31 protein-coding genes, 2 tRNA genes and 3 rRNA genes are annotated in these 25542 nt (G+C 44.2%); 33 read left to right on the top strand and 3 right to left on the bottom strand.

From position 1 onward, the window contains the following. Positions 1–17 precede the first annotated feature (17 nt). From rpsH to ID12_RS05745, 24 genes are all read left to right on the top strand, one after another. Entirely contained in the window at positions 18–416 is a 399-nt protein-coding gene (rpsH, locus tag ID12_RS05630) for a 30S ribosomal protein S8 (protein ID WP_007496327.1), read from the top strand. A 31-nt stretch (positions 417–447) separates the two neighbouring features. Continuing rightward, positions 448–984 (top strand): 50S ribosomal protein L6, encoded by a 537-nt coding sequence (gene rplF / locus ID12_RS05635; RefSeq protein WP_008345395.1) that lies wholly within the window; start codon positions 448–450, stop codon positions 982–984. Between the two features lie 32 nt (positions 985–1016). Next, positions 1017–1379, top strand: coding sequence for a 50S ribosomal protein L18 (gene rplR, locus ID12_RS05640; protein WP_003216951.1), 363 nt, complete (start codon positions 1017–1019; stop codon positions 1377–1379). 24 nt (positions 1380–1403) lie between these two features. Next, entirely contained in the window at positions 1404–1904 is a 501-nt protein-coding gene (gene rpsE / locus ID12_RS05645; protein WP_007496332.1) for a 30S ribosomal protein S5, read from the top strand. A gap of 13 nt (positions 1905–1917) precedes the next feature. After that, positions 1918–2100, top strand: a complete 183-nt coding sequence (gene rpmD, locus ID12_RS05650) for a 50S ribosomal protein L30 (RefSeq protein ID WP_003217067.1) — start codon at positions 1918–1920, stop codon at positions 2098–2100. A gap of 30 nt (positions 2101–2130) precedes the next feature. After that, entirely contained in the window at positions 2131–2571 is a 441-nt protein-coding gene (gene rplO, locus ID12_RS05655; protein WP_003216888.1) for a 50S ribosomal protein L15, read from the top strand. A 1-nt stretch (position 2572) separates the two neighbouring features. Continuing rightward, the gene (gene secY / locus ID12_RS05660; protein WP_007496334.1) at positions 2573–3865 is read left to right on the top strand and encodes a preprotein translocase subunit SecY; all 1293 of its coding nucleotides are present in this window, start codon (positions 2573–2575) and stop codon (positions 3863–3865) included. Between the two features lie 55 nt (positions 3866–3920). Further along, complete coding sequence (locus ID12_RS05665) at positions 3921–4574, top strand: adenylate kinase (RefSeq protein WP_048002128.1); 654 nt, start codon at positions 3921–3923, stop codon at positions 4572–4574. Continuing rightward, entirely contained in the window at positions 4571–5317 is a 747-nt protein-coding gene (map, locus tag ID12_RS05670) for a type I methionyl aminopeptidase (RefSeq protein WP_007496338.1), read from the top strand. The genes ID12_RS05665 and map overlap by 4 nt, the downstream gene beginning before the upstream one ends. Positions 5318–5627: 310 nt before the next feature. Next, positions 5628–5846 (top strand): translation initiation factor IF-1, encoded by a 219-nt coding sequence (gene infA / locus ID12_RS05675; protein ID WP_003217190.1) that lies wholly within the window; start codon positions 5628–5630, stop codon positions 5844–5846. A gap of 31 nt (positions 5847–5877) precedes the next feature. Further along, on the top strand, positions 5878–5991 hold the full coding sequence (gene rpmJ, locus ID12_RS05680; RefSeq protein ID WP_003156543.1) for a 50S ribosomal protein L36: 114 nt from the start codon (positions 5878–5880) through the stop codon (positions 5989–5991). A 21-nt stretch (positions 5992–6012) separates the two neighbouring features. Then, a complete protein-coding gene (gene rpsM / locus ID12_RS05685; RefSeq protein WP_003217023.1) occupies positions 6013–6378 on the top strand; it encodes a 30S ribosomal protein S13 in 366 nt (121 codons plus the stop codon). A 20-nt stretch (positions 6379–6398) separates the two neighbouring features. Then, complete coding sequence (gene rpsK / locus ID12_RS05690; RefSeq protein ID WP_003217231.1) at positions 6399–6794, top strand: 30S ribosomal protein S11; 396 nt, start codon at positions 6399–6401, stop codon at positions 6792–6794. A 175-nt stretch (positions 6795–6969) separates the two neighbouring features. Continuing rightward, positions 6970–7914: a DNA-directed RNA polymerase subunit alpha gene (locus ID12_RS05695; RefSeq protein WP_003217009.1), complete on the top strand. Its 945-nt coding sequence runs from the start codon at positions 6970–6972 to the stop codon at positions 7912–7914. A gap of 75 nt (positions 7915–7989) precedes the next feature. Further along, complete coding sequence (gene rplQ / locus ID12_RS05700) at positions 7990–8352, top strand: 50S ribosomal protein L17 (RefSeq protein WP_003216944.1); 363 nt, start codon at positions 7990–7992, stop codon at positions 8350–8352. A 124-nt stretch (positions 8353–8476) separates the two neighbouring features. Next, positions 8477–9319, top strand: coding sequence for an energy-coupling factor ABC transporter ATP-binding protein (locus ID12_RS05705; RefSeq protein ID WP_008345218.1), 843 nt, complete (start codon positions 8477–8479; stop codon positions 9317–9319). Further along, positions 9295–10164 carry an energy-coupling factor ABC transporter ATP-binding protein gene (locus ID12_RS05710; RefSeq protein ID WP_050826842.1) on the top strand — a complete coding sequence of 290 codons (870 nt, stop codon included), beginning with the start codon at positions 9295–9297 and terminating at the stop codon, positions 10162–10164. Before ID12_RS05705 ends, ID12_RS05710 begins: the two co-directional genes overlap by 25 nt. Beyond that, positions 10161–10958: an energy-coupling factor transporter transmembrane component T family protein gene (locus ID12_RS05715; protein WP_008345215.1), complete on the top strand. Its 798-nt coding sequence runs from the start codon at positions 10161–10163 to the stop codon at positions 10956–10958. The genes ID12_RS05710 and ID12_RS05715 overlap by 4 nt, the downstream gene beginning before the upstream one ends. A gap of 11 nt (positions 10959–10969) precedes the next feature. After that, complete coding sequence (gene truA / locus ID12_RS05720; protein ID WP_050826843.1) at positions 10970–11713, top strand: tRNA pseudouridine(38-40) synthase TruA; 744 nt, start codon at positions 10970–10972, stop codon at positions 11711–11713. Positions 11714–11877: 164 nt separating this feature from the next. After that, the gene (gene rplM, locus ID12_RS05725) at positions 11878–12315 is read left to right on the top strand and encodes a 50S ribosomal protein L13 (protein ID WP_003217042.1); all 438 of its coding nucleotides are present in this window, start codon (positions 11878–11880) and stop codon (positions 12313–12315) included. 20 nt (positions 12316–12335) lie between these two features. Beyond that, positions 12336–12728 (top strand): 30S ribosomal protein S9, encoded by a 393-nt coding sequence (gene rpsI / locus ID12_RS05730; RefSeq protein WP_007496354.1) that lies wholly within the window; start codon positions 12336–12338, stop codon positions 12726–12728. A gap of 176 nt (positions 12729–12904) precedes the next feature. Beyond that, positions 12905–13420 carry a GNAT family N-acetyltransferase gene (locus ID12_RS05735; RefSeq protein WP_050826844.1) on the top strand — a complete coding sequence of 172 codons (516 nt, stop codon included), beginning with the start codon at positions 12905–12907 and terminating at the stop codon, positions 13418–13420. A 97-nt stretch (positions 13421–13517) separates the two neighbouring features. After that, positions 13518–14264: an amidohydrolase family protein gene (locus ID12_RS05740; protein ID WP_050826845.1), complete on the top strand. Its 747-nt coding sequence runs from the start codon at positions 13518–13520 to the stop codon at positions 14262–14264. Positions 14265–14300: 36 nt separating this feature from the next. Further along, positions 14301–14774 (top strand): GNAT family N-acetyltransferase, encoded by a 474-nt coding sequence (locus tag ID12_RS05745; protein ID WP_080987769.1) that lies wholly within the window; start codon positions 14301–14303, stop codon positions 14772–14774. A gap of 28 nt (positions 14775–14802) precedes the next feature. Here the strand turns inward: ID12_RS05745 and ID12_RS05750 are convergent, their stop codons facing one another. Then, on the bottom strand, positions 14803–15375 hold the full coding sequence (locus tag ID12_RS05750; protein ID WP_050826846.1) for a DUF4825 domain-containing protein: 573 nt from the start codon (positions 15373–15375) through the stop codon (positions 14803–14805). 145 nt (positions 15376–15520) lie between these two features. On the opposite strand from ID12_RS05750, the gene ID12_RS05755 reads away from it, so the two are divergent. The 3 genes from ID12_RS05755 to ID12_RS05765 all read left to right on the top strand — a co-directional run bounded on the left by ID12_RS05755 (position 15521) and on the right by ID12_RS05765 (position 17898). After that, positions 15521–15964 (top strand): YbaK family protein, encoded by a 444-nt coding sequence (locus tag ID12_RS05755; RefSeq protein ID WP_035389125.1) that lies wholly within the window; start codon positions 15521–15523, stop codon positions 15962–15964. Between the two features lie 58 nt (positions 15965–16022). Continuing rightward, positions 16023–16736 (top strand): N-acetylmuramoyl-L-alanine amidase CwlD, encoded by a 714-nt coding sequence (gene cwlD / locus ID12_RS05760; RefSeq protein WP_008345202.1) that lies wholly within the window; start codon positions 16023–16025, stop codon positions 16734–16736. 103 nt (positions 16737–16839) lie between these two features. Then, positions 16840–17898 carry an Mrp/NBP35 family ATP-binding protein gene (locus tag ID12_RS05765; RefSeq protein WP_008345199.1) on the top strand — a complete coding sequence of 353 codons (1059 nt, stop codon included), beginning with the start codon at positions 16840–16842 and terminating at the stop codon, positions 17896–17898. A 38-nt stretch (positions 17899–17936) separates the two neighbouring features. Here ID12_RS05765 and gerD read toward each other — a convergent pair whose 3' ends face one another. Further along, a complete protein-coding gene (gene gerD / locus ID12_RS05770; protein ID WP_007496366.1) occupies positions 17937–18515 on the bottom strand; it encodes a spore germination lipoprotein GerD in 579 nt (192 codons plus the stop codon). A gap of 90 nt (positions 18516–18605) precedes the next feature. Between gerD and ID12_RS05775 the strand changes: the two genes are divergently transcribed. Beyond that, positions 18606–19208 (top strand): KinB-signaling pathway activation protein, encoded by a 603-nt coding sequence (locus ID12_RS05775; protein WP_008345196.1) that lies wholly within the window; start codon positions 18606–18608, stop codon positions 19206–19208. Here ID12_RS05775 and pdaB read toward each other — a convergent pair. Then, complete coding sequence (pdaB, locus tag ID12_RS05780) at positions 19201–19965, bottom strand: polysaccharide deacetylase family sporulation protein PdaB (protein WP_017366469.1); 765 nt, start codon at positions 19963–19965, stop codon at positions 19201–19203. The genes ID12_RS05775 and pdaB overlap by 8 nt on opposite strands. Before the next feature lie 378 nt (positions 19966–20343). On the opposite strand from pdaB, the gene ID12_RS05785 reads away from it, so the two are divergent. The 5 genes from ID12_RS05785 to ID12_RS05805 all read left to right on the top strand — a co-directional run bounded on the left by ID12_RS05785 (position 20344) and on the right by ID12_RS05805 (position 25371). After that, positions 20344–21893 (top strand): 16S ribosomal RNA (locus tag ID12_RS05785). Positions 21894–22074: 181 nt separating this feature from the next. Then, positions 22075–25002, top strand: a 23S ribosomal RNA gene (locus ID12_RS05790). A 61-nt stretch (positions 25003–25063) separates the two neighbouring features. After that, a 5S ribosomal RNA gene (gene rrf, locus ID12_RS05795) occupies positions 25064–25179 on the top strand. The 16S, 23S and 5S rRNA genes sit together here with 2 tRNA genes alongside, the layout of an rRNA operon. Positions 25180–25222: 43 nt before the next feature. Beyond that, positions 25223–25297, top strand: a tRNA-Asn gene (locus ID12_RS05800). Position 25298: 1 nt separating this feature from the next. Next, a tRNA-Thr gene (locus ID12_RS05805) sits at positions 25299–25371 on the top strand. Positions 25372–25542: the final 171 nt, after the last annotated feature.

Here is a 25542-nt window from a genome sequence, read left to right on the forward strand (position 1 = left end):
AAGGAGGTTATTAAATAATGGTTATGACAGATCCGATTGCAGATTTGCTGACTCGTATTCGCAATGCGAACATGGTACGTCATGAGAAGCTAGAAGTACCGGCTTCAAAAATCAAAAGAGAAATTGCTGAAATTTTAAAGCGTGAAGGTTTTATCCGTGACGTTGAGTACGTCGAAGACAGCAAACAAGGAATTATCCGTTTGTTCCTTAAATACGGCCAAAACAACGAACGTGTTATCACTGGTCTTAAAAGAATCAGTAAACCTGGTTTACGCGTATATGCGAAATCAAATGAAGTACCACGTGTACTTAACGGACTTGGAATCGCAATTATTTCTACATCACAAGGTGTTTTATCGGACAAAGAAGCCCGTGCTAAACAAGCTGGTGGAGAAGTACTTGCTTACGTATGGTAAAAAAAGTTTAAGATGAATGGAGGTGCTTGGTATGTCTCGTATAGGTAAAAAGCTAATCGAGATCCCTTCAGGAGTAACTGTGACAAACAACGATAACACAGTGACAGTAAAGGGACCAAAAGGTGAACTAACTCGTGCATTTCACCCTGATATGGAAATTAAAATTGAGGACAACGTCTTAACTGTAAGCCGTCCGTCTGAAAATAAAGAACACCGTGCATTACATGGTACAACACGTAGCTTAATTGCAAACATGGTTGAAGGTGTATCTAAAGGTTTCGAAAGAGGTTTAGAACTAATCGGTGTCGGTTACCGTGCTGCTAAATCTGGAAACAAACTTGTTCTTAACGTTGGATACTCTCACCCAGTTGAAATCGTTCCTGAGGCTGGAGTTGAAGTAGAAGTTCCATCTCAAACGAAAGTAATCGTTAAAGGTATCGATAAAGAGCGTGTAGGAGCTCTAGCTTCTAACATCCGCGCTGTCCGTGCTCCAGAGCCTTACAAAGGTAAAGGAATTCGTTACGAAGGTGAATTCGTTCGCCGTAAAGAAGGAAAAACTGGTAAGTAAGATCGCTTAATGTGAAGAAAGGAGTGACTCGGATGATTACGAAAACTAGCAAAAACGCTACTCGTCTTAAAAGACACGCTCGTGTTCGTGCGAAACTTTCAGGTACTGCTGAAAGACCTCGCCTTAACGTTTTCCGTTCTAACAAGAACATCTACGCTCAAGTAATTGATGATGTTAACGGTGTAACACTTGTAAGTGCTTCTACTCTTGATAAAGAGTTAAAGATCGAGAATAGTTCTGACGCTGCAGCTGCTACTAAAGTTGGCGAACTTGTTGCAAAACGTGCTGTTGAAAAAGGCATCTCTAACGTGGTATTTGACCGCGGAGGATACTTATATCATGGACGTGTAAAAGCTCTAGCTGAAGCTGCTCGTGAGGCTGGACTTAAATTTTAATAAAAGAAGGAGGGACACATCCGAATGAGTCGTATTGACCCAAGCAAATTAGAGTTAGAAGAACGCTTAGTTACGGTTAACCGGGTAGCGAAAGTTGTTAAAGGTGGACGTCGTTTCCGTTTTGCAGCTTTAGTTGTTGTCGGTGACAAAAACGGTCATGTAGGATTCGGTACTGGTAAAGCACAAGAAGTACCAGAAGCGATCCGCAAAGCTGTTGAAGACGCGAAAAAGAATTTAATTGAAGTACCAATGGTTGGAACTACAATTCCACATGAAATCATCGGTCGATTCGGTGCAGGAAACGTTCTATTGAAGCCTGCTTCAGAAGGTACAGGAGTTATCGCTGGAGGCCCAGTGCGTGCGGTACTTGAGCTTGCTGGTCTAGCTGATATCCTTTCTAAATCTCTAGGTTCTAATACACCGATCAACATGATCCGCGCAACACTTCAAGGTTTAAGTGAACTTAAACGTGCTGAAGATGTAGCGAAGCTTCGTGGAAAATCTGTAGAAGACCTGTTAGGATAAGGAGGGAACAATAATGGCAAATAAATTAGAAATTACCCTCAAACGCAGTGTAATCGGTCGCCCGGAAGATCAGCGTGTCACTGTTCGTACTCTTGGTCTAAAGAAAACAAACCAAACAGTCGTACATGAAGACAATGCAGCGATCCGCGGCATGATTAACAAGGTGTCTCATTTAGTTTCTGTTAAAGAACAATAAAACATTTTTAATCGATAAGGAGGTGCCCAAATGAAACTTCATGAATTGAAGCCTTCAGAAGGTTCACGTAAAGTACGCAACCGTGTTGGTCGTGGTATTGGATCAGGTAACGGTAAAACTTCTGGTAAAGGTCATAAAGGTCAAAACGCTCGTTCTGGCGGCGGTGTACGCCCTGGATTCGAAGGTGGTCAAATGCCTTTATTCCAACGCCTTCCAAAACGTGGTTTTACAAACATCAACCGTAAAGATTACGCGGTAATCAACTTAGACAGATTAAACAGTTTTGACGAAGGAACGGAAGTCACTCCTGAACTTCTTCTAGAGACTGGTGCAATAAGCAAGTTAAAAGCAGGAGTAAAAATTCTTGGCAACGGTAAATTAGAAAAAAAATTAACTGTAAAAGCCAATAAATTCTCTGCTTCTGCTAAAGAAGCGATTGAAGCTGCTGGCGGTACAGCCGAGGTGATCTAACTTGTTTAAGACAATCTCCAATTTTATGCGTGTGAAAGATATACGGAATAAGATTATATTTACACTTTTAATGTTAGTCGTCTTTCGTATAGGTGCTTTCATCCCTGTGCCTAATGTGAACGCCGAAGTTCTCCAGGCACAGGATCAAATGAGTGTTTTCGGAATCCTCAATACGTTTGGGGGCGGGGCACTTTTCCAATTCTCCATTCTTGCAATGGGGATTATGCCGTATATCACTGCTTCGATCATCATCCAGCTCTTGCAGATGGATGTTGTACCGAAGTTTACTGAGTGGTCAAAGCAAGGAGAGGTTGGCCGCCGAAAATTAGCACAATTCACAAGGTATTTTACAATTGTTCTAGGATTTATCCAGGCGTTAGGAATGTCATATGGATTTAACAATATGGCAGGAGGCATGCTGATTGAAAACCCAGGTGTTTCAACGTATCTCTTAATTGCGGTCGTACTCACTGCGGGAACAGCATTTTTAATGTGGCTGGGAGAGCAGATTACTGCTCACGGTGTTGGTAACGGTATTTCGATTATTATCTTTGCCGGTATCATCGCAGGTATCCCTCAAACATTAAAGCAAGTGTACGCTCAGCAATTTGTAGGTGGAGATGGACAGCTGTTCATGCAAATCCTGAAAATTGCCCTTATTGTGATTGCTATTCTTGTCATTGTTATCGGTGTTATTTACATTCAAATGGCAGTGAGAAAGATTGCGATTCAATATTCAAAAGGAACTGGCCGTGCACAAATGTCTGCTAGTCAAGCAACGCACCTTCCATTGAAAGTGAATCCAGCAGGGGTGATTCCAGTCATCTTTGCCGTTTCGTTCATTATTACTCCGCAGACGATCGCATCGTTCTTCGGAACAAATAATGTGACAACCTGGATAACTAACAACTTTGACTATACTAAGCCAATCGGTATGACGATTTATGTAGCACTGATTGTTGCTTTCACATATTTTTATGCCTTTGTCCAAGTAAACCCTGAACAAATGGCTGAAAATCTGCAAAAGCAGGGTGGCTATATCCCGGGAGTTCGTCCAGGGAAAATGACTCAAGATAGAATTACGAGCATTTTGTACCGACTCACGTTTGTGGGCGCCATTTTCTTAGCCGTGATTTCAATACTTCCTATCTTTTTCATTCAATTCGCTGGATTACCTTCCGCTGCACAAATTGGCGGCACAAGTCTTCTCATTGTTGTAGGTGTTGCACTTGAAACAATGAAACAGCTTGAAAGCCAATTAGTGAAACGAAACTACCGTGGATTTATGAAATAAAACAGAGGGCTGGGCTGCTGCCCAACCTCTCTAAGTAAGGAAGGGGAAATCCGAAATGAACTTAGTCTTAATGGGGCTTCCGGGTGCTGGTAAAGGCACTCAGGCAGAACGAATTGTTGATGATTATGGGATCCCTCATATCTCAACAGGAGATATGTTCCGTGCTGCTATGAAAGAGGAGACACAACTTGGGCTCGAAGCAAAATCCTTTATCGATAAAGGAGAGCTTGTTCCTGATGAGGTCACAATCGGTATTGTTAGAGAAAGACTTGGCAAGAATGATTGTGAACAAGGTTTTCTTCTGGACGGATTTCCGCGAACAGTCGCTCAGGCTGAAGCTTTAGAAGACATTCTAAAGGACCTTGGCAGAACGATTGATTATGTCATTAATATTAAAGTCGATAAAGATGCTTTGATGGAGCGTCTGACTGGCCGAAGAATTTGCAAAGATTGCGGAGCAACATATCATTTAGTATTCAATCCACCTGCGAAAGAAAATGTTTGTGACAAGTGTGGAGGCGAGCTTTATCAACGTGCAGATGATAATGCAGAAACCGTTTCGACAAGACTTGAAGTGAACTTAAAGCAGACTGAACCTTTACTGAACTTCTATTCAGAAAAAGGATATCTTGTAAACATTGATGGTGCGAAGCACATTAACGATGTTTACGCTGATATCAAGGACCTGCTTGGGGGATTAAATAAATGATTATCTGTAAAACTCCTCGCGAGCTTGAAATTATGAGAGAAGCTGGACGCATTGTCGCACTGACTCATGAAGAGCTGAAGAAACACATAAAACCAGGTATTTCGACAAAAGAATTGGATCAAATTGCCGAACGTTTTATTACAAAGCAGGGTGCAATCCCATCTTTTAAAGGGTATAATGGTTTTCGCGGGAGCATTTGCGTTTCGGTGAATGAAGAACTCGTTCACGGTATTCCTGGTAAACGGGTTTTACGTGATGGAGACATCATTAGTATTGATATCGGCGCAAAGTTAAATGGCTATCATGGTGACTCTGCTTGGACTTATCCAGTTGGGGTAATCAGTGATGAGGACCGCAAACTACTGGAAGTCACAGAGGAATCTCTATATAAGGGCTTACAGGAAGCAAAGCCAGGTGAACGTCTGTCAAACATTTCCCATGCCATACAAACGTATGTTGAAGGTGAGAATTTCTCAGTTGTTAGAGAATATGTTGGACATGGGGTCGGACAGGATCTTCATGAGGACCCTCAAATTCCTCATTATGGTCCGCCGAACAAAGGCCCACGGCTCAAACCTGGAATGGTGTTGGCCATCGAACCGATGGTGAACGCAGGCAGCCGATATGTGAAAACACTGGCTGATAACTGGACGGTTGTAACGGTTGATGGGAAAAAGTGTGCTCACTTTGAGCATACGATTGCGATTACAGATACAGGTTTTGATATACTGACTAAGATTTAGGTCTTCACTGAAGCCTTTCAGGCCCAAATCGGGCAGGTTGTCTGTATAGTCCAAGGAAAGAACAAGATCAGTATACAGTTGTTATCGGCGTGTTCGATGGCTGCCATGTACTAATCGCAGACGGAGAAAAGCGTAAATTCATTCTCCTAAGAAAAAATATCAATCATTTAACCTTTTATGATTGCGTATCTCCGGAAGTTCAGAACAGTATATTCAAAACAGGTCGGGTGATAGATGGACAATTGAGAACATCTCATTTGGACATTTATCAGAGAGCAAGTTACTGATTTGAAGAAGGGAGAACACTTGAATGGCGAAAGACGATGTAATTGAAGTGGAAGGTACTGTAGCAGAAACTTTGCCAAATGCAATGTTCAAAGTTGAACTAGAGAATGGTCATACAGTTTTGGCTCATGTATCAGGAAAAATCCGTATGCACTTCATTCGCATTTTACCTGGAGACAAAGTTACGGTAGAATTATCTCCATATGACTTAACTCGTGGTAGAATTACGTACCGTTACAAATAAAGCAACTCCGGAAGAAGGAGGTTGGAAACACATGAAAGTGAGACCATCTGTTAAACCTATCTGTGAAAAATGTAAAGTGATTCGCAGAAAAGGAAAAGTAATGGTGATCTGTGAAAACCCAAAACATAAACAAAAACAAGGCTAATAACAAGGAGGTGCCCAAATCATGGCTCGTATTGCTGGTGTAGATATTCCACGTGATAAGCGTGTTGTCATTTCTTTAACATATGTTTTTGGAATTGGTCGTACGACGGCTCAACAAGTCCTTAAAGAAGCAGGTGTTTCTGAAGACACTCGCGTTCGCGATCTAACTGAAGACGAACTAGGTAAAATCCGTGATATCATTGACAAACTTAAAGTAGAAGGTGACCTTCGTCGTGAAGTTTCACTTAACATTAAGCGTCTAATTGAAATCGGAAGCTACCGCGGAATCCGTCATCGTAGAGGACTTCCTGTTCGTGGACAAAACACAAAAAACAACGCGCGCACTCGTAAAGGTCCGCGTCGTACTGTAGCTAACAAGAAAAAATAAGTAAAGGAGGTAGTTAAAGAATGGCTGCTGCTCGTAAACAAAATACGCGTAAACGTCGCGTGAAAAAGAATATTGAAGCTGGAATCGCTCATATCCGTTCCACTTTCAACAACACGATTGTAACGATTACTGATGTTCATGGAAACGCAATTTCTTGGTCAAGTGCTGGTGCATTAGGATTCAGAGGTTCTCGTAAATCTACTCCTTTCGCTGCACAAATGGCTGCTGAAACTGCTGCTAAAGGTTCTATCGAACATGGTCTTAAAACACTTGAAGTAACTGTTAAAGGTCCTGGTTCTGGTCGTGAAGCTGCAATTCGTGCGCTTCAAGCTGCAGGTCTTGAAGTTACTGCAATCAGAGACGTAACTCCAGTTCCTCATAACGGATGCCGTCCACCAAAACGTCGCCGCGTGTAATTTGTTTGTATAGATTTTGTGTCCCTGTCAATAATGGGTTATGATACAGTTATTTATGAGACGAATACACGACTCGTTGCCTGAGCACATACGGGACTAAACAATGAGGAATTTCGGATGGAATCTCATATGATTCTATTCGAGGTTTCGACGTTTTGAAGGAGGGTTTTATTAGATGATCGAAATTGAAAAACCAAAAATCGAAACGGTTGAAATCAGCGACGATGCCAAGTATGGCAAGTTTGTCGTAGAGCCACTTGAGCGTGGATATGGTACCACTTTAGGGAACTCCCTTCGTCGTATCCTTTTATCCTCACTTCCTGGTGCAGCTGTAACATCGATCCAGATAGATGGTGTCTTACACGAATTCTCAACGATCGAAGGCGTGGTTGAAGATGTTACAACGATTATCTTAAACATTAAAAAGCTTGCACTCAAAATCTACTCTGAAGAAGAGAAGACGCTTGAAATTGATGTACAAGATGAAGGAACTGTAACAGCTGCTGATATTACACACGACAGCGATATTGAAATCTTAAATCCAGATCTTCACATCGCAACTCTTGGCAAAAATGCGAGCTTCCGTGTTCGTTTGACTGCACAAAGAGGTCGCGGGTATAATCCTGCTGATGCAAACAAAAGAGACGATCAGCCTATCGGCGTGATTCCGATCGACTCAATCTATACACCTGTATCTCGTGTAACTTATCAAGTGGAGAACACCCGTGTTGGGCAAATCACAAACTATGATAAATTAACACTAGATGTATGGACTGATGGAAGCACAGGACCGAAAGAAGCGATCGCTCTAGGTTCTAAGATTTTAACTGAACACCTAAATATTTTCGTTGGGTTAACTGACGAAGCTCAGCATGCAGAAATCATGGTTGAAAAAGAAGAAGACCAAAAAGAAAAAGTGCTTGAAATGACAATTGAAGAGCTTGATCTTTCTGTTCGTTCTTACAACTGTTTGAAGCGTGCGGGTATTAACACTGTTCAAGAGCTTGCTAACAAGACAGAAGAGGATATGATGAAAGTTCGTAACCTTGGACGTAAATCTCTTGAAGAAGTGAAAGCGAAACTAGAAGAACTTGGACTGGGTCTTCGTAAAGACGATTGACTAGTTTCATTGTGAACTAGGATTTTCGTGTGTTTTTTATTCATACAGCATCTCTAATTAAGGAGGGGACATCACATGGCATACAGAAAGCTAGGACGCACTAGTGCACAACGTAAAGCAATGCTTCGTGACCTAACGACTGATTTGATCATCAACGAACGCATCGAAACAACTGAAACACGTGCGAAAGAACTTCGCTCTGTAGTTGAAAAAATGATCACTCTTGGCAAACGCGGAGATCTTCATGCTCGCCGTCAAGCTGCAGCTTACATTCGTAACGAAGTAGCTAACGCTGAAACAAACCAAGATGCACTTCAAAAATTATTCGCTGACGTTGCAACTCGCTACGAAGATCGCCAAGGTGGATACACTCGTATCATGAAGCTTGGACCTCGTCGCGGCGATGGCGCACCAATGGCTGTCATTGAATTAGTTTAATCACATATCGTGTATCTAAGAAAGGGCGGGACAGTTCATAACTGGATCTATGCCCTTTTTTAGATACTACGGCTTTTTAGCAATAGGCAAAGTAGAGGTTGAGCTGAGAGGAGGTCCGGTAGAGATGGAGAAGACATTAATTGACGTAAAAGACATTGTATTTCGTTATCACAAAGATGCGGACAAGCCCGCTTTAGACCAAGTGTCATTGCATGTGAATCAAAATGAATGGCTTGCCATTGTTGGCCACAACGGTTCAGGTAAATCCACACTTGCCCGTGTACTGAATGGGCTCATTTTACCGGATGCAGGAACGGTCAAGGTTGGTGAGATTGAGCTGAAAGAAGAAAGTGTTTGGGATATTCGCAAAAAGGTCGGCATGGTCTTTCAAAACCCAGACAACCAATTCGTTGGCTCAACGGTTCGTGATGATGTGGCTTTTGGTTTAGAAAATAACGGGGTTGAGCGGGAATTGATGATAGAGCGTGTAGATTGGGCTGTCAAACAGGTCAATATGCAGGAGTTTCTTGATCAAGAGCCGCACCATCTATCAGGCGGGCAAAAGCAGAGAGTAGCGATCGCTGGTGTACTTGCCGCAAGCCCTGACATCATGATCTTGGATGAAGCAACATCAATGCTTGATCCGATTGGCCGTGAAGAAGTGTTAGAAACCGTCAGACTACTGAAGGAACAAGGAACGGTCACGGTCATTTCCATCACACATGATTTAGACGAGGCTGCGAAGGCAGACCGCGTTATTGTGATGAATGGCGGGAAGAAATTTGCCGAGGGAACACCAGAGGAAGTATTTGAACTAGATGAACAGCTGGTTCAGATTGGACTTGATCTGCCATTTTCCTACCGGTTGAGTAAGCAATTGAAGCAGCAAGGTGTGCCGCTTGCAAATGCCCATTTGACACAAGAAGGATTGGTGAAAGAGCTATGGACATTACGATCAAAGAATTAGAGCATCGTTATCAAATGAAAACGCCGTTTGAGCGTCTCGCTTTGTATGATGTCAATGCTTCCATCAAAGAAGGCAGCTATGTTGCTGTCATTGGTCATACGGGTTCTGGCAAGTCGACATTGCTGCAACATTTAAATGGACTGCTCAAACCAACAAAGGGGAGCATTACGCTTGGAGATACCGTCTTACAAGCCAATAAAAAGCAGAAGGAACTGAAATCTCTTCGAAAAAAAGTAGGTATCGTGTTTCAATTTCCTGAACATCAGCTCTTTGAGGAGACCATTCTGAAGGATATCTGCTTTGGTCCGATGAATTTCGGCGTTCCAAAAGAAAAGGCAGAAGCTAAGGCTAAAGAAATGCTGAAGCTTGTAGGCCTTCCTGAATCCTTGTTATCTCGATCACCCTTTGAATTAAGCGGTGGTCAAATGAGACGTGTGGCGATTGCAGGTGTTCTAGCGATGGAGCCAGAAGTGCTTGTGCTTGATGAGCCGACTGCGGGATTAGATCCACGCGGACGTAAAGAAATCATGGACATGTTCTATGAGCTTCATCAAAAAGCCAACCTGACGACGATCCTTGTGACACACAGTATGGAAGATGCCGCTCATTATGCGGATCAAATGATTGTGATGCACAAAGGAACAGTAAAAGCGACAGGTACGCCGAGGGAGCTATTTGCCAATCGTACCGACATGTCTTCTTTCGGACTGGACCTCCCGGAAACGATCAAATTCCAGCAGGCTGTTGAAGAAAAACTGGGGATGACGTTTCCAAGACCGCTTCTGACCATGGATGAAATGGCAGAAGCCTTAACAGCTTTATATCAGGAGGACACGACATCATGATGGATAGTATGATTATCGGCAAATATGTGCCAGGTACATCCTTTGTCCATCGTCTTGATCCAAGGACAAAGCTGTTATCAATTTTCTTTTTTGTCTTTATTGTCTTTTTTGCGAATAACTACATCACTTACGGGCTTCTAGGGGTCTTTACGATCCTTGTGGTGATGGTGTCTCAGGTGCCGCTGTACTTTATTCTCAAAGGAATGAAACCCATCCTGTGGATTGTTCTGTTTACCTTTATTCTGCATATCTTCATGACAAAGGATGGCGCTTTGCTCTTTCACTTTGGTTTTCTGAATATTTATGAAGAAGGTCTAAAACAGGGGATTTTCATTTCACTCCGTTTTGTCTATCTCATCATGATGACAACACTTCTGACGTTGACCACAACGCCTATTGAAGTGACAGACGGTATGGAGAAGCTGCTGCATCCTTTCCGTAAAATCAAGCTACCTGTTCATGAACTTGCTCTTATGATGTCTATCTCTCTTCGATTTATTCCGACTTTACTCGAAGAAACAGACAAAATCATGAAAGCCCAAATGGCAAGAGGTGTTGATTTTACAAGCGGACCCGTGAAAGATCGTTTAAAAGCGATTGTTCCGTTGCTTGTCCCACTTTTCGTCAGTGCGTTTAAGCGTGCGGAGGAATTGGCGACCGCTATGGAAGCGAGAGGCTACCGCGGGGGAGAAGGGCGCACGAAATACCGTCAGCTTGTCTGGGGAATGAAAGACACGTTCACGCTGCTTCTATTCATCCTGTTAACAGCACTCCTTGTGCTGCTTAGAAATTAGGTGATGCCTAGATGAAAGTAAAATGTACCGTAGCATACGATGGGACACATTTTAAAGGTTATCAAGTGCAGCCAGGACAGCGTACTGTACAAACGGAGATTGAATCTGTTCTTGCTAGAATGCATAAACAAGATGAACTAATTCCGATTGTGGCTTCCGGCCGGACAGACAGTGGCGTTCACGCAAAGGGGCAGGTCATCCATTTTGACACCCCGCTTGCCATCCCGATGGAAAGATGGCCTTTTGCCCTCAACAGCTTGCTGCCAGATGACATTCGTGTTCTAAAGGCTGAAGAAGTGGATGAATCGTTTCATGCACGTTTTAGTGTCGTTTCGAAGGAGTACCGTTATAAGGTCTCAACGGAAACGCACCAAAATGTGTTCACTAGACAGTATGCCTGTCATTATCCTTACCGGCTTGATGCAGACAAAATGAGAGAAGCTGCTGGGCACCTGATTGGCACACACGATTTCACAAGCTTTTGTGCGTCCAATACAGAGGTTCAGGACAAGGTGAGGGAGATTTATGCCCTTGAGTGGAAAAACGTCTCAGACGGGCTTGAAATGCGTGTGAGAGGGAATGGCTTTTTATACAACATGGTGCGAATTATAGCCGGCACGTTACTTGAAATTGGTTCTGGTAAATTTCACCCTGAGGAGATAAAAGCCATGCTTGCCGCCCGAAATCGCGAAGCGGCAGGCAAGACTGCGCCCAGTCACGGACTGTATTTATGGGAAGTTTTCTATGACAACTAAACCAGGTGTAACATGTTCTTGACACAGGAAGCAGAAAGTTATAAGATATCATATGGTATGTATTTCAACCCCACAAATAAGCCCCGGAAGACTTATCTGTGTTTTGAAATAGAACGTAGCATTTGATTCAGGAAAATTCATTGATTTATTTAGGAGGGAAACTCATGCGTACAACACCAATGGCGAACGCAAGCACAATTGAGCGCAAATGGCTAGTGGTTGATGCGGCAGGCAAGACTCTAGGTCGTCTTTCTACTGAAGTAGCATCACTTTTGCGCGGTAAGCACAAACCAACTTATACACCACACGTTGACACAGGTGATCACGTGATCATCATCAATGCTGAGAAAATCGAATTAACTGGTAAGAAATTGACGGACAAAATTTACTACCGTCATACGATGCACCCAGGTGGTTTGAAACAAAGAACTGCTCTTGAGATGCGTACAAACTACCCTGAAAAAATGTTGGAGCTTGCTATCAAAGGTATGCTTCCAAAGGGTCCACTAGGTCGTCAAATGTTCAAAAAATTAAATGTGTACCGTGGTTCTGAGCATCCACATCAAGCACAACAACCTGAAGTTTACGAACTTCGCGGTTAATTATAAGGGAGGTTAACAATTTGGCACAGGTTCAATATTACGGTACAGGTCGTCGTAAAAGTTCTGTAGCGCGCGTTCGCTTAGTTCCAGGTGAAGGCCGTATCGTCGTTAATAATCGTGAAATTACTGAATACATTCCATTCGCTGCTTTAATCGAAGACGTGAAACAGCCTTTGAACATCACAGAAACAGCTAACAGCTACGATGTTCTTGTAAATGTTCACGGTGGTGGATTCTCTGGTCAAGCTGGAGCAATTCGTCACGGTATCTCTCGTGCTCTTCTAGAAGTAGATCCTGAGTACCGTACACCACTTAAACGTGCTGGACTTCTTACTCGTGACTCTCGTATGAAAGAGCGTAAGAAATACGGTCTTAAAGGCGCACGTCGCGCACCTCAGTTCTCAAAACGTTAATCAATTTTATATTGTATGGACGTTTTACAAAGGTTTGTACAGACAAACCCTATATGAAAAGCATCAGCATCCTGCTGGTGCTTTTTTATTTGTGTTTTTTTCTGTCTGGAAACATATAAAATAGGATCATAGTCAGGTTTCTGTTTAACAAATGATGTTAAAGGGGGATGGCATTTATGAATCTAACAACAGAAAGATGTCTCATTCGACCGTTTATTGAGGATGATTGGCAGGATGTCTATGCATATACATCTGATCTAGCGGTGATGAAGTATATGCCAGAAGGTGTTTTTTCTAGAGAAGAGGCGCAGGAATTTGTCAAAAATAATCGTCTTGAGACGGGCAAGAATTTTGCTGTTCTATTAAAAGAAGATCATACATGCATCGGGCATATCGTGTTTCATCCTTACTTTGGTGAGCACACATATGAAATTGGCTGGGTCTTCAATTCTGCATATCAAAACAAAGGCTATGCATCAGAAGCTGCATTTGCTGTCCTACATCATGGTTTTCACACAATGAATTTACATCGAATCATTGCCACTTGTCAGCCTGAAAATGTGCCGTCATGGAGAGTGATGGAGAAAATGGGTATGAGGAGAGAGGGATATTTTAAAAAATGTATACCACAAGGAAATGAGTGGTGGGATGAGTTTTATTATGCCATCTTACGAGAGGAATGGAAAACTTGATAAGTTTTCATGATATGAAGTAATTCGTCATTCCAAATATCCCTTGGCTTTCTCTATTGATATAATCAGGTCAAATAAGCAGAAGAGGGGCGCGGGCATGAGGATTTTTGATGCACATTTCCATATCATTGATTTTGATTTTCCCATTCAAGAAAACCAAGGGTATACACCGCCGAGTTATGTGGTGAATGATTATAGGAGAGAGACGGCTGATTTGGGGATTGTAGGTGGAGCGATTGTATCAGGGTCGTTTCAGGGCTTTGATCAAGGCTATTTGTTGAAAGCACTAGATGAAATGGGACCGGCTTTTTGCGGTGTGACACAATTACCTTTTACAGCAACTGAAAATGAAATTGTTCATTTGGATCAACATGGGGTGAAGGCTTTACGTTTTAATGTGAAGCGGGGCGGTTCGGAGGATATTTCGAAGCTCGATTATTTTGCGAGAAGGGTGTATGAGCTGGCTGGGTGGCATAGTGAGATTTACATAGACGCTAAGCATCTCCCTGACATCTCATCAACGCTTGAACAGCTGCCGGCCGTTTCCATTGATCATCTAGGCTTATCTGAAGAAGGTTTGCCGCATTTGCTCAAGCTGGTTGAAAAAGGGGTTCGAGTGAAAGCAACAGGTTTTGGACGCGTTGATTTAAACGTGGAACATGCGTTGACATCAATTTATCAAACGAATCCTGATGCACTGATGTTTGGTACAGACCTTCCATCTACAAGAGCGAAACGTCCATTTGAATACGGTGATATTGAATTGATTCAACATCTTTTTGATGAGGAAGCAGCGGATAAAATTTTATATGAAAACGCTGTTAATTGGTATTTTGGCGAATGAATAAAAGTTTCCGTTCCATTATAGGAGGTGTGTTCATTGAATCTGAATCAATTGACATTTAGAGAAGCCGTCCAAGGAGACCTCGACAACATCGTTTTGATGCTTTCAGATGACAAATTAGGCCAAAAGAGAGAACGCTACACTCGTCCATTATTAGAAAGCTACCTCAATGCCTTTCATTCGATCGAAGCGGATCCCAATATTGATTTAATCGTCGCTTGTGATCGGGAAGAGGTAGTCGGTGTTCTCCAATTAACAATGACTCCATTTCTAACGTATCAAGGAGGATGGAGAGCTTCAATAGAAGGAGTTCGCACAGCCTCGACTCATAGAGAAAGAGGAATTGGCACATTGTTGATAAAATGGGCTATTCAACGCGCAAATGACCGTGGGTGTCATATGATTCAGTTGACAACTGACAAACAGAGGCCAGAAGCACGCTGTTTTTATGAAAAATTAGGGTTTGAAGCCACGCATGATGGGATGAAGCTGCAGCTTGATTTCAAATAAAAAGCAGAAGGTGGCATCCCTCTGCTTTTTATGATTGTTTCACCGGAAACGCTTTGTATACATCTTGACGTTTATCTTTTGACTTCACAACTCCATCAACCAGTTCCTTTTGCCAAAGCGCTGTATCGTCTTTGTACACTTTAAAAGAGTGAGGCAGCTTTTTTTCTAGCTGTTTTCTTTTAAACGTGACGGATGGCTCGTCTTTAGCGTTCATCTGGAGTGTCACTTGCTCCACGTTATCGATAAGAATAAAAAGTGCCAATGCATTATATAAGTAGTTTTTTTCAATCGTATCCTTCTTATCAAACCAAAATGAATCAAATTGTTCTTCTGTATCATTGGTATTTTCTTTCACGCCGTATGTCACTTTTAGCGCTTTTTCATCTACGATTTCATACTCGCGAATCACGTTACCTGGAAGATCTGATAAAATAGCGCCGACTGCTCCATTGTCTCCAATATAAGAATTTTTATGTTTGGAGAGCTGTTTTAATGATATGTCTTCTATTCCTTTTATGTCGCTCTTTTGCTCGGTTGCTTGACTGTTGCAACCAGATAAGACGACTGTTAGTAGCAATAGGATATACATCCACTTCTTCATGAATTTTGCCCCTTTTCTATTCTTTCTATAATATATGTTCATTTTATCACAATTTTCCAATCCGTTAGCTCATTGATTTCCAATTACTGAACTGCATGTTTTGTTCAAACCAACGAACAATACAAAGAAAAAAGGAGTTCAGTCCATGGCAGAAGTTCTTTCATTTTATCAATTGAAAACAAAACGAGATGTCACGCTTGAAAAGAAGCTGTTGCGTACATTGTCTCTTCAACAGGTGACGGTCGCTTCCGAGAAATTCACGAGGAAGCTGTTCCCATTTGCAGATGATCCAGCTGGGATTATGAGTGATGGCTGTATTGATTTCGCTATTGAGGCTTTTTTAGCAGGTGGGAGATACGGTGAGTCGAGTAAGTATGGTGAATCATTCGATGATATAAAAAAGCGGTCAGTTCATGAAGAAGATGAGCTGGTTGAGGAGCTAGCAGGGTGTTTGCAATCGTGGGGGAATATGTTTCGAATGGAGCGTAAGATGTCGTGTCTGTATCCATTTGCTAAGGAATTTTTAAGTAAGTGGTGGCAGGAAGGCTTTCGGGAATCAGAAAAAAGGCATAAGCTTCGCCTGCACTAAGCATATTTCCAGCCCTTGTCCCATATCTATAAAATAATGGTGTATGGGAGGGACAGGGATGAAAAGAAAGCTGAAATGGACAGGGTTTTTAATCGGGTTTATTGTCCTCTTATTCTTATTCAGATTTCAGTTTCTAAATGATGATTCGTGGAAATCGTGGAACTTGCCTTTGAGCGGCAAGATCATCTATTTAGATCCGGGTCACGGCGGTCCAGATGGCGGTGCTGTTGGCGGCGAGTTGCTCGAAAAAGAGATTGCACTGGATGTGTCCATGAAGATAAGAGACTATTTGCAGGAGCAGGGAGCACTTGTTCTCATGACCCGGGAAGATGACTCTGATTTATCATCAAAGAATACAAAGGGTTATGCCAGAAAGAAAGCGGAGGACTTGAGAAACCGTGTGAAAGCCATCAACGAATCTGAAGCGGATCTCTATTTAAGCATTCATTTAAATGCGATCCCATCGAACAAATGGAGCGGGGCACAGACGTTCTTTTACGGAAAGTATGAAGAGAATGAAAAAGCAGCGAAGTTCATTCAAGATGAATTGCGCAACAACCTTGAAAACACAGATCGCAAGGCGAAGCGAATCAACGGGATTTATTTAATGCAAAATGTCACGAAGCCAGGAGCGCTTGTCGAAATCGGATTTCTATCGAATCCAAAAGAGGCTGGTCAGCTGGCGACTCCTAAATATCAGGATCAAATTGCTGCTTCGATTTATAAAGGCATTCTCAGATATTTAACAGAGCAAAAAGAGCCGCCTGAATAAGGGGCTTTTTCCTGTTTATCGCAGGCAAAGAGGACAGACATTGTAAGGATATGTATGATATACTTGAATTGTAAACGAATTCAATAAAGGGTGAGGTTCTGCTATGATCGGACAAGATGATGTGAGAAAACTAGTTGGGAAGATGGACGAACCTTTCCTTCATATACCGCTTGGTGAGCTGGATGCCATCAAGGAAATCAGCCTAAAGCCTGAAAAAGAGCATGTGAGCTTAAAAGTGGCGATTGCCAAAACCGGCACTGCTGAGCAGATGAAGCTGCAGCAAGACATCGTACAAGCTTTAAAAGCAGCGGGCGCGAACACTGTAGGACTTCGTTTTGAAGAACTGCCTCAAGAAACGCTTGAAAAATTTATGCCGTCACAGGATGAGGAAGAAAATTTGCTCAACTCTAAAAATCCGCCTGTGTTCTTAGCGATTGCGAGTGGAAAAGGCGGAGTTGGGAAATCAACTGTTTCCGTTAACCTGGCTGTGGCACTGGCTCGTCTAGGGAAAAAAGTGGGACTGATCGATGCTGATATTTACGGCTTTAGTGTACCGGATATGATGGGAATCACCGTCAGACCGACAGTTAAAGGGGAAAAGATTATTCCTGTGGAACGCTTTGGCGTCAAAGTGATTTCAATGGGCTTTTTTGTTGAAGAAAACGCACCGGTCATTTGGAGAGGACCGATGCTTGGTAAAATGCTAAACAACTTCTTCCACGAAGTAGAGTGGGGAGAATTAGATTACTTACTATTAGACCTTCCGCCTGGAACAGGTGATGTGGCACTTGATATTCATACGATGCTTCCGAGCTGTAAAGAAATCATTGTGACGACACCGCACCCAACAGCCGCTTTCGTTGCTGCTAGAGCAGGCGCAATGGCACTGCAAACAGATCACGAGGTGTTAGGGGTCGTTGAGAATATGAGTTACTATGAAAGCAAAAAAACAGGTGAGAAGGAATATGTCTTTGGAAAGGGCGGCGGGGACAAGCTGGCGGAGGAGCTGCGCGTATCAGTACTTGGTCAGATCCCTTTAAGACAGCCTGATTGGAATGAGGACGATTTTGCACCTTCTGTCTATGATGCGAGTCATCCGACAGGGGAAGTGTATCAACACATTGCCAATAAAGTCATTGAACAATTAACAGTGAAAGCATAATGAAAGCCCGAGTGGACCTTGTGCCACTCGGGTGATGTTTAACTGCCGCTTCCTTGTGAACCGGAATCATTGCTGCTTTCAGAGACTGCTTTTTTTAGCTCATCTTCGAATTTCTTCTTATAGAGAGGGCTGCTTAATGTTTCTGTGATGACTTTCTCTAAGTGTTTTCGGAACTCTTTGCTTTTGACCAGTTCACCGTATTTCTTTTCCATTTCAGGATCCTTGAGAATATCCATCATCATTTGTTGATAGTCAGGGTCCTTCATCAATTGTTTTAACATCTTTTCATGCTGTTGCTGCATGGATTTTGCGAAAGTCTCGGCAAATTTAGAATCCTCAAAGACCTTCTTCCAGAACTCTTTGCCTTTATCAGAAGTCAGTGTTTTCTCTATTGTTTTTTTCACAGTTTGTTCATCCATTACCAAAGCTTCATTCATTGCCTCGTCATTTAATAACTGTTGAATGGCCTTTTTACCGTCATCTGTTTTCAAAATATCGACGACCATTTTTTTCGTTTCGTCATAGTCCATATTAGATGAGGATTGGGTTTTGGGAGCACAAGCTGTTAGAGATAAAAGAAGAAAACAGCTCATTATACGCAAGATGCCTTTTGACATACTGTGGCTCCTTTCGTTACATGTCTTACTTTTAATATGAATGTTTCACGTGAATTTATACATAACAAAAATAGGGGTTGGGTCAATTCAATGAAAAGTCGGGATTTAGTTCGTTTTTTCTTCTCTGTGCTGGCTGTTGGAGCGGTCATTACAAGCGTGGTAGGTTTTGCGCTGGAGTGGGGGAAATATCAGAAGCTGTTTGTATCGTTTGAGATTTTAGAGATTGCGTCTGTGTTATTTTGGTTTATTGGTGTGGGGATGATCTTTAGTGTAATCAGTCAGATGGGGTTTGTTGTCTTTTTGACAGTGCACCGGTTTGCGCTGGAGATTTTCAGGTCGCATTCTTTATGGAATACCATTCAGTTATTCCTTGTGATTTTCGTGCTGTTTGATTTAGCTTATTTGCGGTTTTTGTTTTTCGGGGAGAATGAATCATTTCTTCCATACTTGTGGCTGCCTGTTTTTATCGGTGTGTTTGCATTGATCGTGTCTTATTTTAAACAGCAGCAGTCCTCTAAGAAAACATTTATTTCTGCAATGTTTCTCATGGTCGTCATCACGTCGTTAGAATGGTTTCCGGCGCTTAGAGTCAATGAAGAGGACTGGCTGTATTTAATGCTATTCCCGCTATTAGGTTGTAATGCGTTTCAGTTATTAGCTATGCCGCGGTTTTCAAAAGCAAAAGCTACTTAACCTCAGTTGACTTTGTTTTTGTATTAGAGATAAGTTCGCCAACCGTGACGTTTCTTAAATTCTTATCTTTTAAGTGTTTTAAAATAGCTGGTAAGGCTTGAGCGGTTTGGGTGGCTGAATCTGAGGCGTGAAGGAGAATAATGTCTCCGCTTTTCATTCGATCATTTACATTATGAACAATCTGGTCGACGCCCGGGTTCAGCCAATCTTGAGAATTGATGCTGTAATGGACAACGGTATAGCCATACTGTGTTGCAATTTTCAATACCGTTTCATTAAATTGCCCAGTTGGCGGTCTTAATAATTGAATGTCTTCCAGTCCAAGCTTTTGAAATGTATTTTGTGCACGGACAAGATCACGCTTAATTTCGTTTTCTTCAAGCTGGCTATAATTTTTATATGCATAGCCAAGGCTGCCAATTTGATGGCCGTCCTCTTTAATCCTTTTCACAATATCCGGGTGACGCTCAGCCCAAGAAGCAGACAGAAAGAAAGTGGCGTTCTTTATATCGTACTCTCGGAGGACATTTAAAATAGGAACAGCCTTCTCGTCTCCCCAGCCAATATTAAACGTAAGGGATGCGTGTTTTGATGAGGTCTCTCCTTTATAAATTGCTCGGGGCCCTTGTTCTGTTTTAAATACCGACAGCGGCGGTGCCTTTTGTACATAAAAAAAGGTTGCAGCTGCAAGGGCTGCTACAAGAATAATGACTACTTGCTTCAGCCGTTTAATAGGCAACACATATAATCGACTCAATTCAAACACTCCTGCCTTGTCCAAGATTGTTACTTGATTGTATGCAGGACAAGGGTTTAACATGCACGATAAAACTATTTTAAAAAAAGTTCTGAAAAGGCGTTGACCAACAGAATGTTTTCGTGATATATTATTAATCGTCGCTGACACACAGTGACAAACACAAACGCTTCGGGAAATAAACTTGAAAAAAGTTGTTGACATAAGATGAAGCGAAATGTTATATTATTAAAGCCGCTAAGAACGGCGAAGATGATCTTTGAAAACTAAACAAGACAAAACGTACCTGTTAATTCGAGTTTTTATAAAAAAAATCCTATGATACATCATAGGTAGTCAGTCAAACGCTGACGAAAAACAAAACTTCGGTTTTGTACTTTTTCGGAGAGTTTGATCCTGGCTCAGGACGAACGCTGGCGGCGTGCCTAATACATGCAAGTCGAGCGGACAGAAGGGAGCTTGCTCCCGGATGTTAGCGGCGGACGGGTGAGTAACACGTGGGTAACCTGCCTGTAAGACTGGGATAACTCCGGGAAACCGGAGCTAATACCGGATAGTTCCTTGAACCGCATGGTTCAAGGATGAAAGACGGTTTCGGCTGTCACTTACAGATGGACCCGCGGCGCATTAGCTAGTTGGTGAGGTAACGGCTCACCAAGGCGACGATGCGTAGCCGACCTGAGAGGGTGATCGGCCACACTGGGACTGAGACACGGCCCAGACTCCTACGGGAGGCAGCAGTAGGGAATCTTCCGCAATGGACGAAAGTCTGACGGAGCAACGCCGCGTGAGTGATGAAGGTTTTCGGATCGTAAAGCTCTGTTGTTAGGGAAGAACAAGTGCAAGAGTAACTGCTTGCACCTTGACGGTACCTAACCAGAAAGCCACGGCTAACTACGTGCCAGCAGCCGCGGTAATACGTAGGTGGCAAGCGTTGTCCGGAATTATTGGGCGTAAAGGGCTCGCAGGCGGTTTCTTAAGTCTGATGTGAAAGCCCCCGGCTCAACCGGGGAGGGTCATTGGAAACTGGGAAACTTGAGTGCAGAAGAGGAGAGTGGAATTCCACGTGTAGCGGTGAAATGCGTAGAGATGTGGGAGGAACACCAGTGGCGAAGGCGACTCTCTGGTCTGTAACTGACGCTGAGGAGCGAAAGCGTGGGGAGCGAACAGGATTAGATACCCTGGTAGTCCACGCCGTAAACGATGAGTGCTAAGTGTTAGGGGGTTTCCGCCCCTTAGTGCTGCAGCTAACGCATTAAGCACTCCGCCTGGGGAGTACGGTCGCAAGACTGAAACTCAAAGGAATTGACGGGGGCCCGCACAAGCGGTGGAGCATGTGGTTTAATTCGAAGCAACGCGAAGAACCTTACCAGGTCTTGACATCCTCTGACAACCCTAGAGATAGGGCTTTCCCTTCGGGGACAGAGTGACAGGTGGTGCATGGTTGTCGTCAGCTCGTGTCGTGAGATGTTGGGTTAAGTCCCGCAACGAGCGCAACCCTTGATCTTAGTTGCCAGCATTCAGTTGGGCACTCTAAGGTGACTGCCGGTGACAAACCGGAGGAAGGTGGGGATGACGTCAAATCATCATGCCCCTTATGACCTGGGCTACACACGTGCTACAATGGACAGAACAAAGGGCTGCGAGACCGCAAGGTTTAGCCAATCCCACAAATCTGTTCTCAGTTCGGATCGCAGTCTGCAACTCGACTGCGTGAAGCTGGAATCGCTAGTAATCGCGGATCAGCATGCCGCGGTGAATACGTTCCCGGGCCTTGTACACACCGCCCGTCACACCACGAGAGTTTGCAACACCCGAAGTCGGTGAGGTAACCTTTATGGAGCCAGCCGCCGAAGGTGGGACAGATGATTGGGGTGAAGTCGTAACAAGGTAGCCGTATCGGAAGGTGCGGCTGGATCACCTCCTTTCTAAGGATATATGGAGCAGCGTGCGTTTTCGTCTTGTTTAGTTTTGAAGGATCATTCCTTCAAACATGTCTCTAGCGAGACAGGATTGTTCTTTGAAAACTAGATAACAATAAGTAATACATTCACATTGAATGCAATGCAAAGTTCATCACACATAGTGATTCTTTCTAAAGTAAGAAATGGTTAAGTTAGAAAGGGCGCACGGTGGATGCCTTGGCACTAGGAGCCGATGAAGGACGGGACGAACACCGATATGCTTCGGGGAGCTGTAAGCAAGCTTTGATCCGGAGATTTCCGAATGGGGAAACCCACTGCTCGTAATGGAGTAGTATCCATACTTGAATACATAGAGTATGAGAAGGCATACCCGGGGAACTGAAACATCTAAGTACCCGGAGGAAGAGAAAGCAAATGCGATTCCCTGAGTAGCGGCGAGCGAAACGGGAACAGCCCAAACCAAGAGGCTTGCCTCTTGGGGTTGTAGGACACTCTATACGGAGTTACAAAGGAACGATATAAGCGAAGAGGTCTGGAAAGGCCCGCCAAAGAAGGTAACAGCCCTGTAACTGAAATGTTGTTCTCTCCAGAGTGGATCCTGAGTACGGCGGAACACGTGAAATTCCGTCGGAATCCGGGAGGACCATCTCCCAAGGCTAAATACTCCCTAGTGACCGATAGTGAACCAGTACCGTGAGGGAAAGGTGAAAAGCACCCCGGAAGGGGAGTGAAATAGATCCTGAAACCGTGTGCCTACAAGTAGTCAGAGCCCGTTAACGGGTGATGGCGTGCCTTTTGTAGAATGAACCGGCGAGTTACGATCCCGTGCAAGGTTAAGCAGAAGATGCGGAGCCGCAGCGAAAGCGAGTCTGAATAGGGCGCATGAGTACGTGGTCGTAGACCCGAAACCAGGTGATCTACCCATGTCCAGGGTGAAGTTCAGGTAACACTGAATGGAGGCCCGAACCCACGCACGTTGAAAAGTGCGGGGATGAGGTGTGGGTAGGGGTGAAATGCCAATCGAACCTGGAGATAGCTGGTTCTCTCCGAAATAGCTTTAGGGCTAGCCTCAAGGTAAGAGTCTCGGAGGTAGAGCACTGATTGGACTAGGGGCCCCTACCGGGTTACCGAATTCAGTCAAACTCCGAATGCCGATGACTTATCCTTGGGAGTCAGACTGCGAGTGATAAGATCCGTAGTCGAAAGGGAAACAGCCCAGACCGCCAGCTAAGGTCCCAAAGTATACGTTAAGTGGAAAAGGATGTGGAGTTGCTTAGACAACCAGGATGTTGGCTTAGAAGCAGCCACCATTTAAAGAGTGCGTAATAGCTCACTGGTCGAGTGACTCTGCGCCGAAAATGTACCGGGGCTAAACGTATCACCGAAGCTGCGGACTGTTCTTACGAACAGTGGTAGGAGAGCGTTCTAAGTGCAGTGAAGTCAGACCGGAAGGACTGGTGGAGCGCTTAGAAGTGAGAATGCCGGTATGAGTAGCGAAAGACGGGTGAGAATCCCGTCCACCGAATGCCTAAGGTTTCCTGAGGAAGGCTCGTCCGCTCAGGGTTAGTCGGGACCTAAGCCGAGGCCGAAAGGCGTAGGCGATGGACAACAGGTTGATATTCCTGTACCACCTCCTCACCATTTGAGCATGGGGGGACGCAGGAGGATAGGGTAAGCGCGGTATGGATATCCGCGTCCAAGCAGTTAGGCTGGGAAATAGGCAAATCCGTTTCCCGTGAAGGCTGAGCTGTGATGGCGAGCGAAATTTAGTAGCGAAGTTCCTGATTCCACACTGCCAAGAAAAGCCTCTAGCGAGGTGAGAGGTGCCCGTACCGCAAACCGACACAGGTAGGCGAGGAGAGAATCTAAGGTGATCGAGAGAACTCTCGTTAAGGAACTCGGCAAAATGACCCCGTAACTTCGGGAGAAGGGGTGCTTCTTAGGGTGTTAAAGCCCCGAGAAGCCGCAGTGAATAGGCCCAGGCGACTGTTTAGCAAAAACACAGGTCTCTGCGAAGCCGTAAGGCGAAGTATAGGGGCTGACGCCTGCCCGGTGCTGGAAGGTTAAGAGGAGCGCTTAGCGTAAGCGAAGGTGCGAATTGAAGCCCCAGTAAACGGCGGCCGTAACTATAACGGTCCTAAGGTAGCGAAATTCCTTGTCGGGTAAGTTCCGACCCGCACGAAAGGCGCAACGATCTGGGCACTGTCTCAACGAGAGACTCGGTGAAATTATAGTACCTGTGAAGATGCAGGTTACCCGCGACAGGACGGAAAGACCCCGTGGAGCTTTACTGCAGCCTGATATTGAATGTTGGTACAGCTTGTACAGGATAGGTAGGAGCCTTGGAAACCGGAGCGCTAGCTTCGGTGGAGGCATCGGTGGGATACTACCCTGGCTGTATTGACCTTCTAACCCGCTGCCCTTATCGGGCAGGGAGACAGTGTCAGGTGGGCAGTTTGACTGGGGCGGTCGCCTCCTAAAATGTAACGGAGGCGCCCAAAGGTTCCCTCAGAATGGTTGGAAATCATTCGCAGAGTGTAAAGGCACAAGGGAGCTTGACTGCGAGACCTACAAGTCGAGCAGGGACGAAAGTCGGGCTTAGTGATCCGGTGGTTCCGCATGGAAGGGCCATCGCTCAACGGATAAAAGCTACCCCGGGGATAACAGGCTTATCTCCCCCAAGAGTCCACATCGACGGGGAGGTTTGGCACCTCGATGTCGGCTCATCGCATCCTGGGGCTGTAGTCGGTCCCAAGGGTTGGGCTGTTCGCCCATTAAAGCGGTACGCGAGCTGGGTTCAGAACGTCGTGAGACAGTTCGGTCCCTATCCGTCGCGGGCGCAGGAAATTTGAGAGGAGCTGTCCTTAGTACGAGAGGACCGGGATGGACGCACCGCTGGTGTACCAGTTGTTCTGCCAAGGGCATCGCTGGGTAGCTATGTGCGGACGGGATAAGTGCTGAAAGCATCTAAGCATGAAGCCCCCCTCAAGATGAGATTTCCCATTCCGCAAGGAAGTAAGATCCCTGAAAGATGATCAGGTTGATAGGTCTGAGGTGGAAGCGTGGTGACACGTGGAGCTGACAGATACTAATAGATCGAGGACTTAACCTATATTCTAATGTGAAAAATGAACATTGTTATCTAGTTTTGAGAGAACATTCTCTCCATCAGGTTTGGTGGCGATAGCGAAGAGGTCACACCCGTTCCCATACCGAACACGGAAGTTAAGCTCTTCAGCGCCGATGGTAGTTGGGGGTTTCCCCCTGTGAGAGTAGGACGCCGCCAAGCTTTTTGTTTATATCCTTCCAATGGAAGAAGTTACTTTATCCATTCCGCAGTAGCTCAGTGGTAGAGCTATCGGCTGTTAACCGATCGGTCGTAGGTTCGAGTCCTACCTGCGGAGCCATGCTTCCATAGCTCAGTAGGTAGAGCACTTCCATGGTAAGGAAGAGGTCAGCGGTTCGAGCCCGCTTGGAAGCTTTCCTCTATATGATAATGGTAAATGTTAAGGTTTCTCGTTGATGAGAAGGCTTTTTTTGTTTGTTTTAAAATATATATTTAACGTTTATTGATCTTGGTTCGGCTTATTAAACTAGAAAATGAATCGAGCGATTTTGATGGAAGCTTTGCCTTAGCTTTCTACATACTCCT

The sequence above is a fragment of the Bacillus altitudinis genome (assembly GCF_001191605.1).
Taxonomy (GTDB): domain Bacteria; phylum Bacillota; class Bacilli; order Bacillales; family Bacillaceae; genus Bacillus; species Bacillus altitudinis.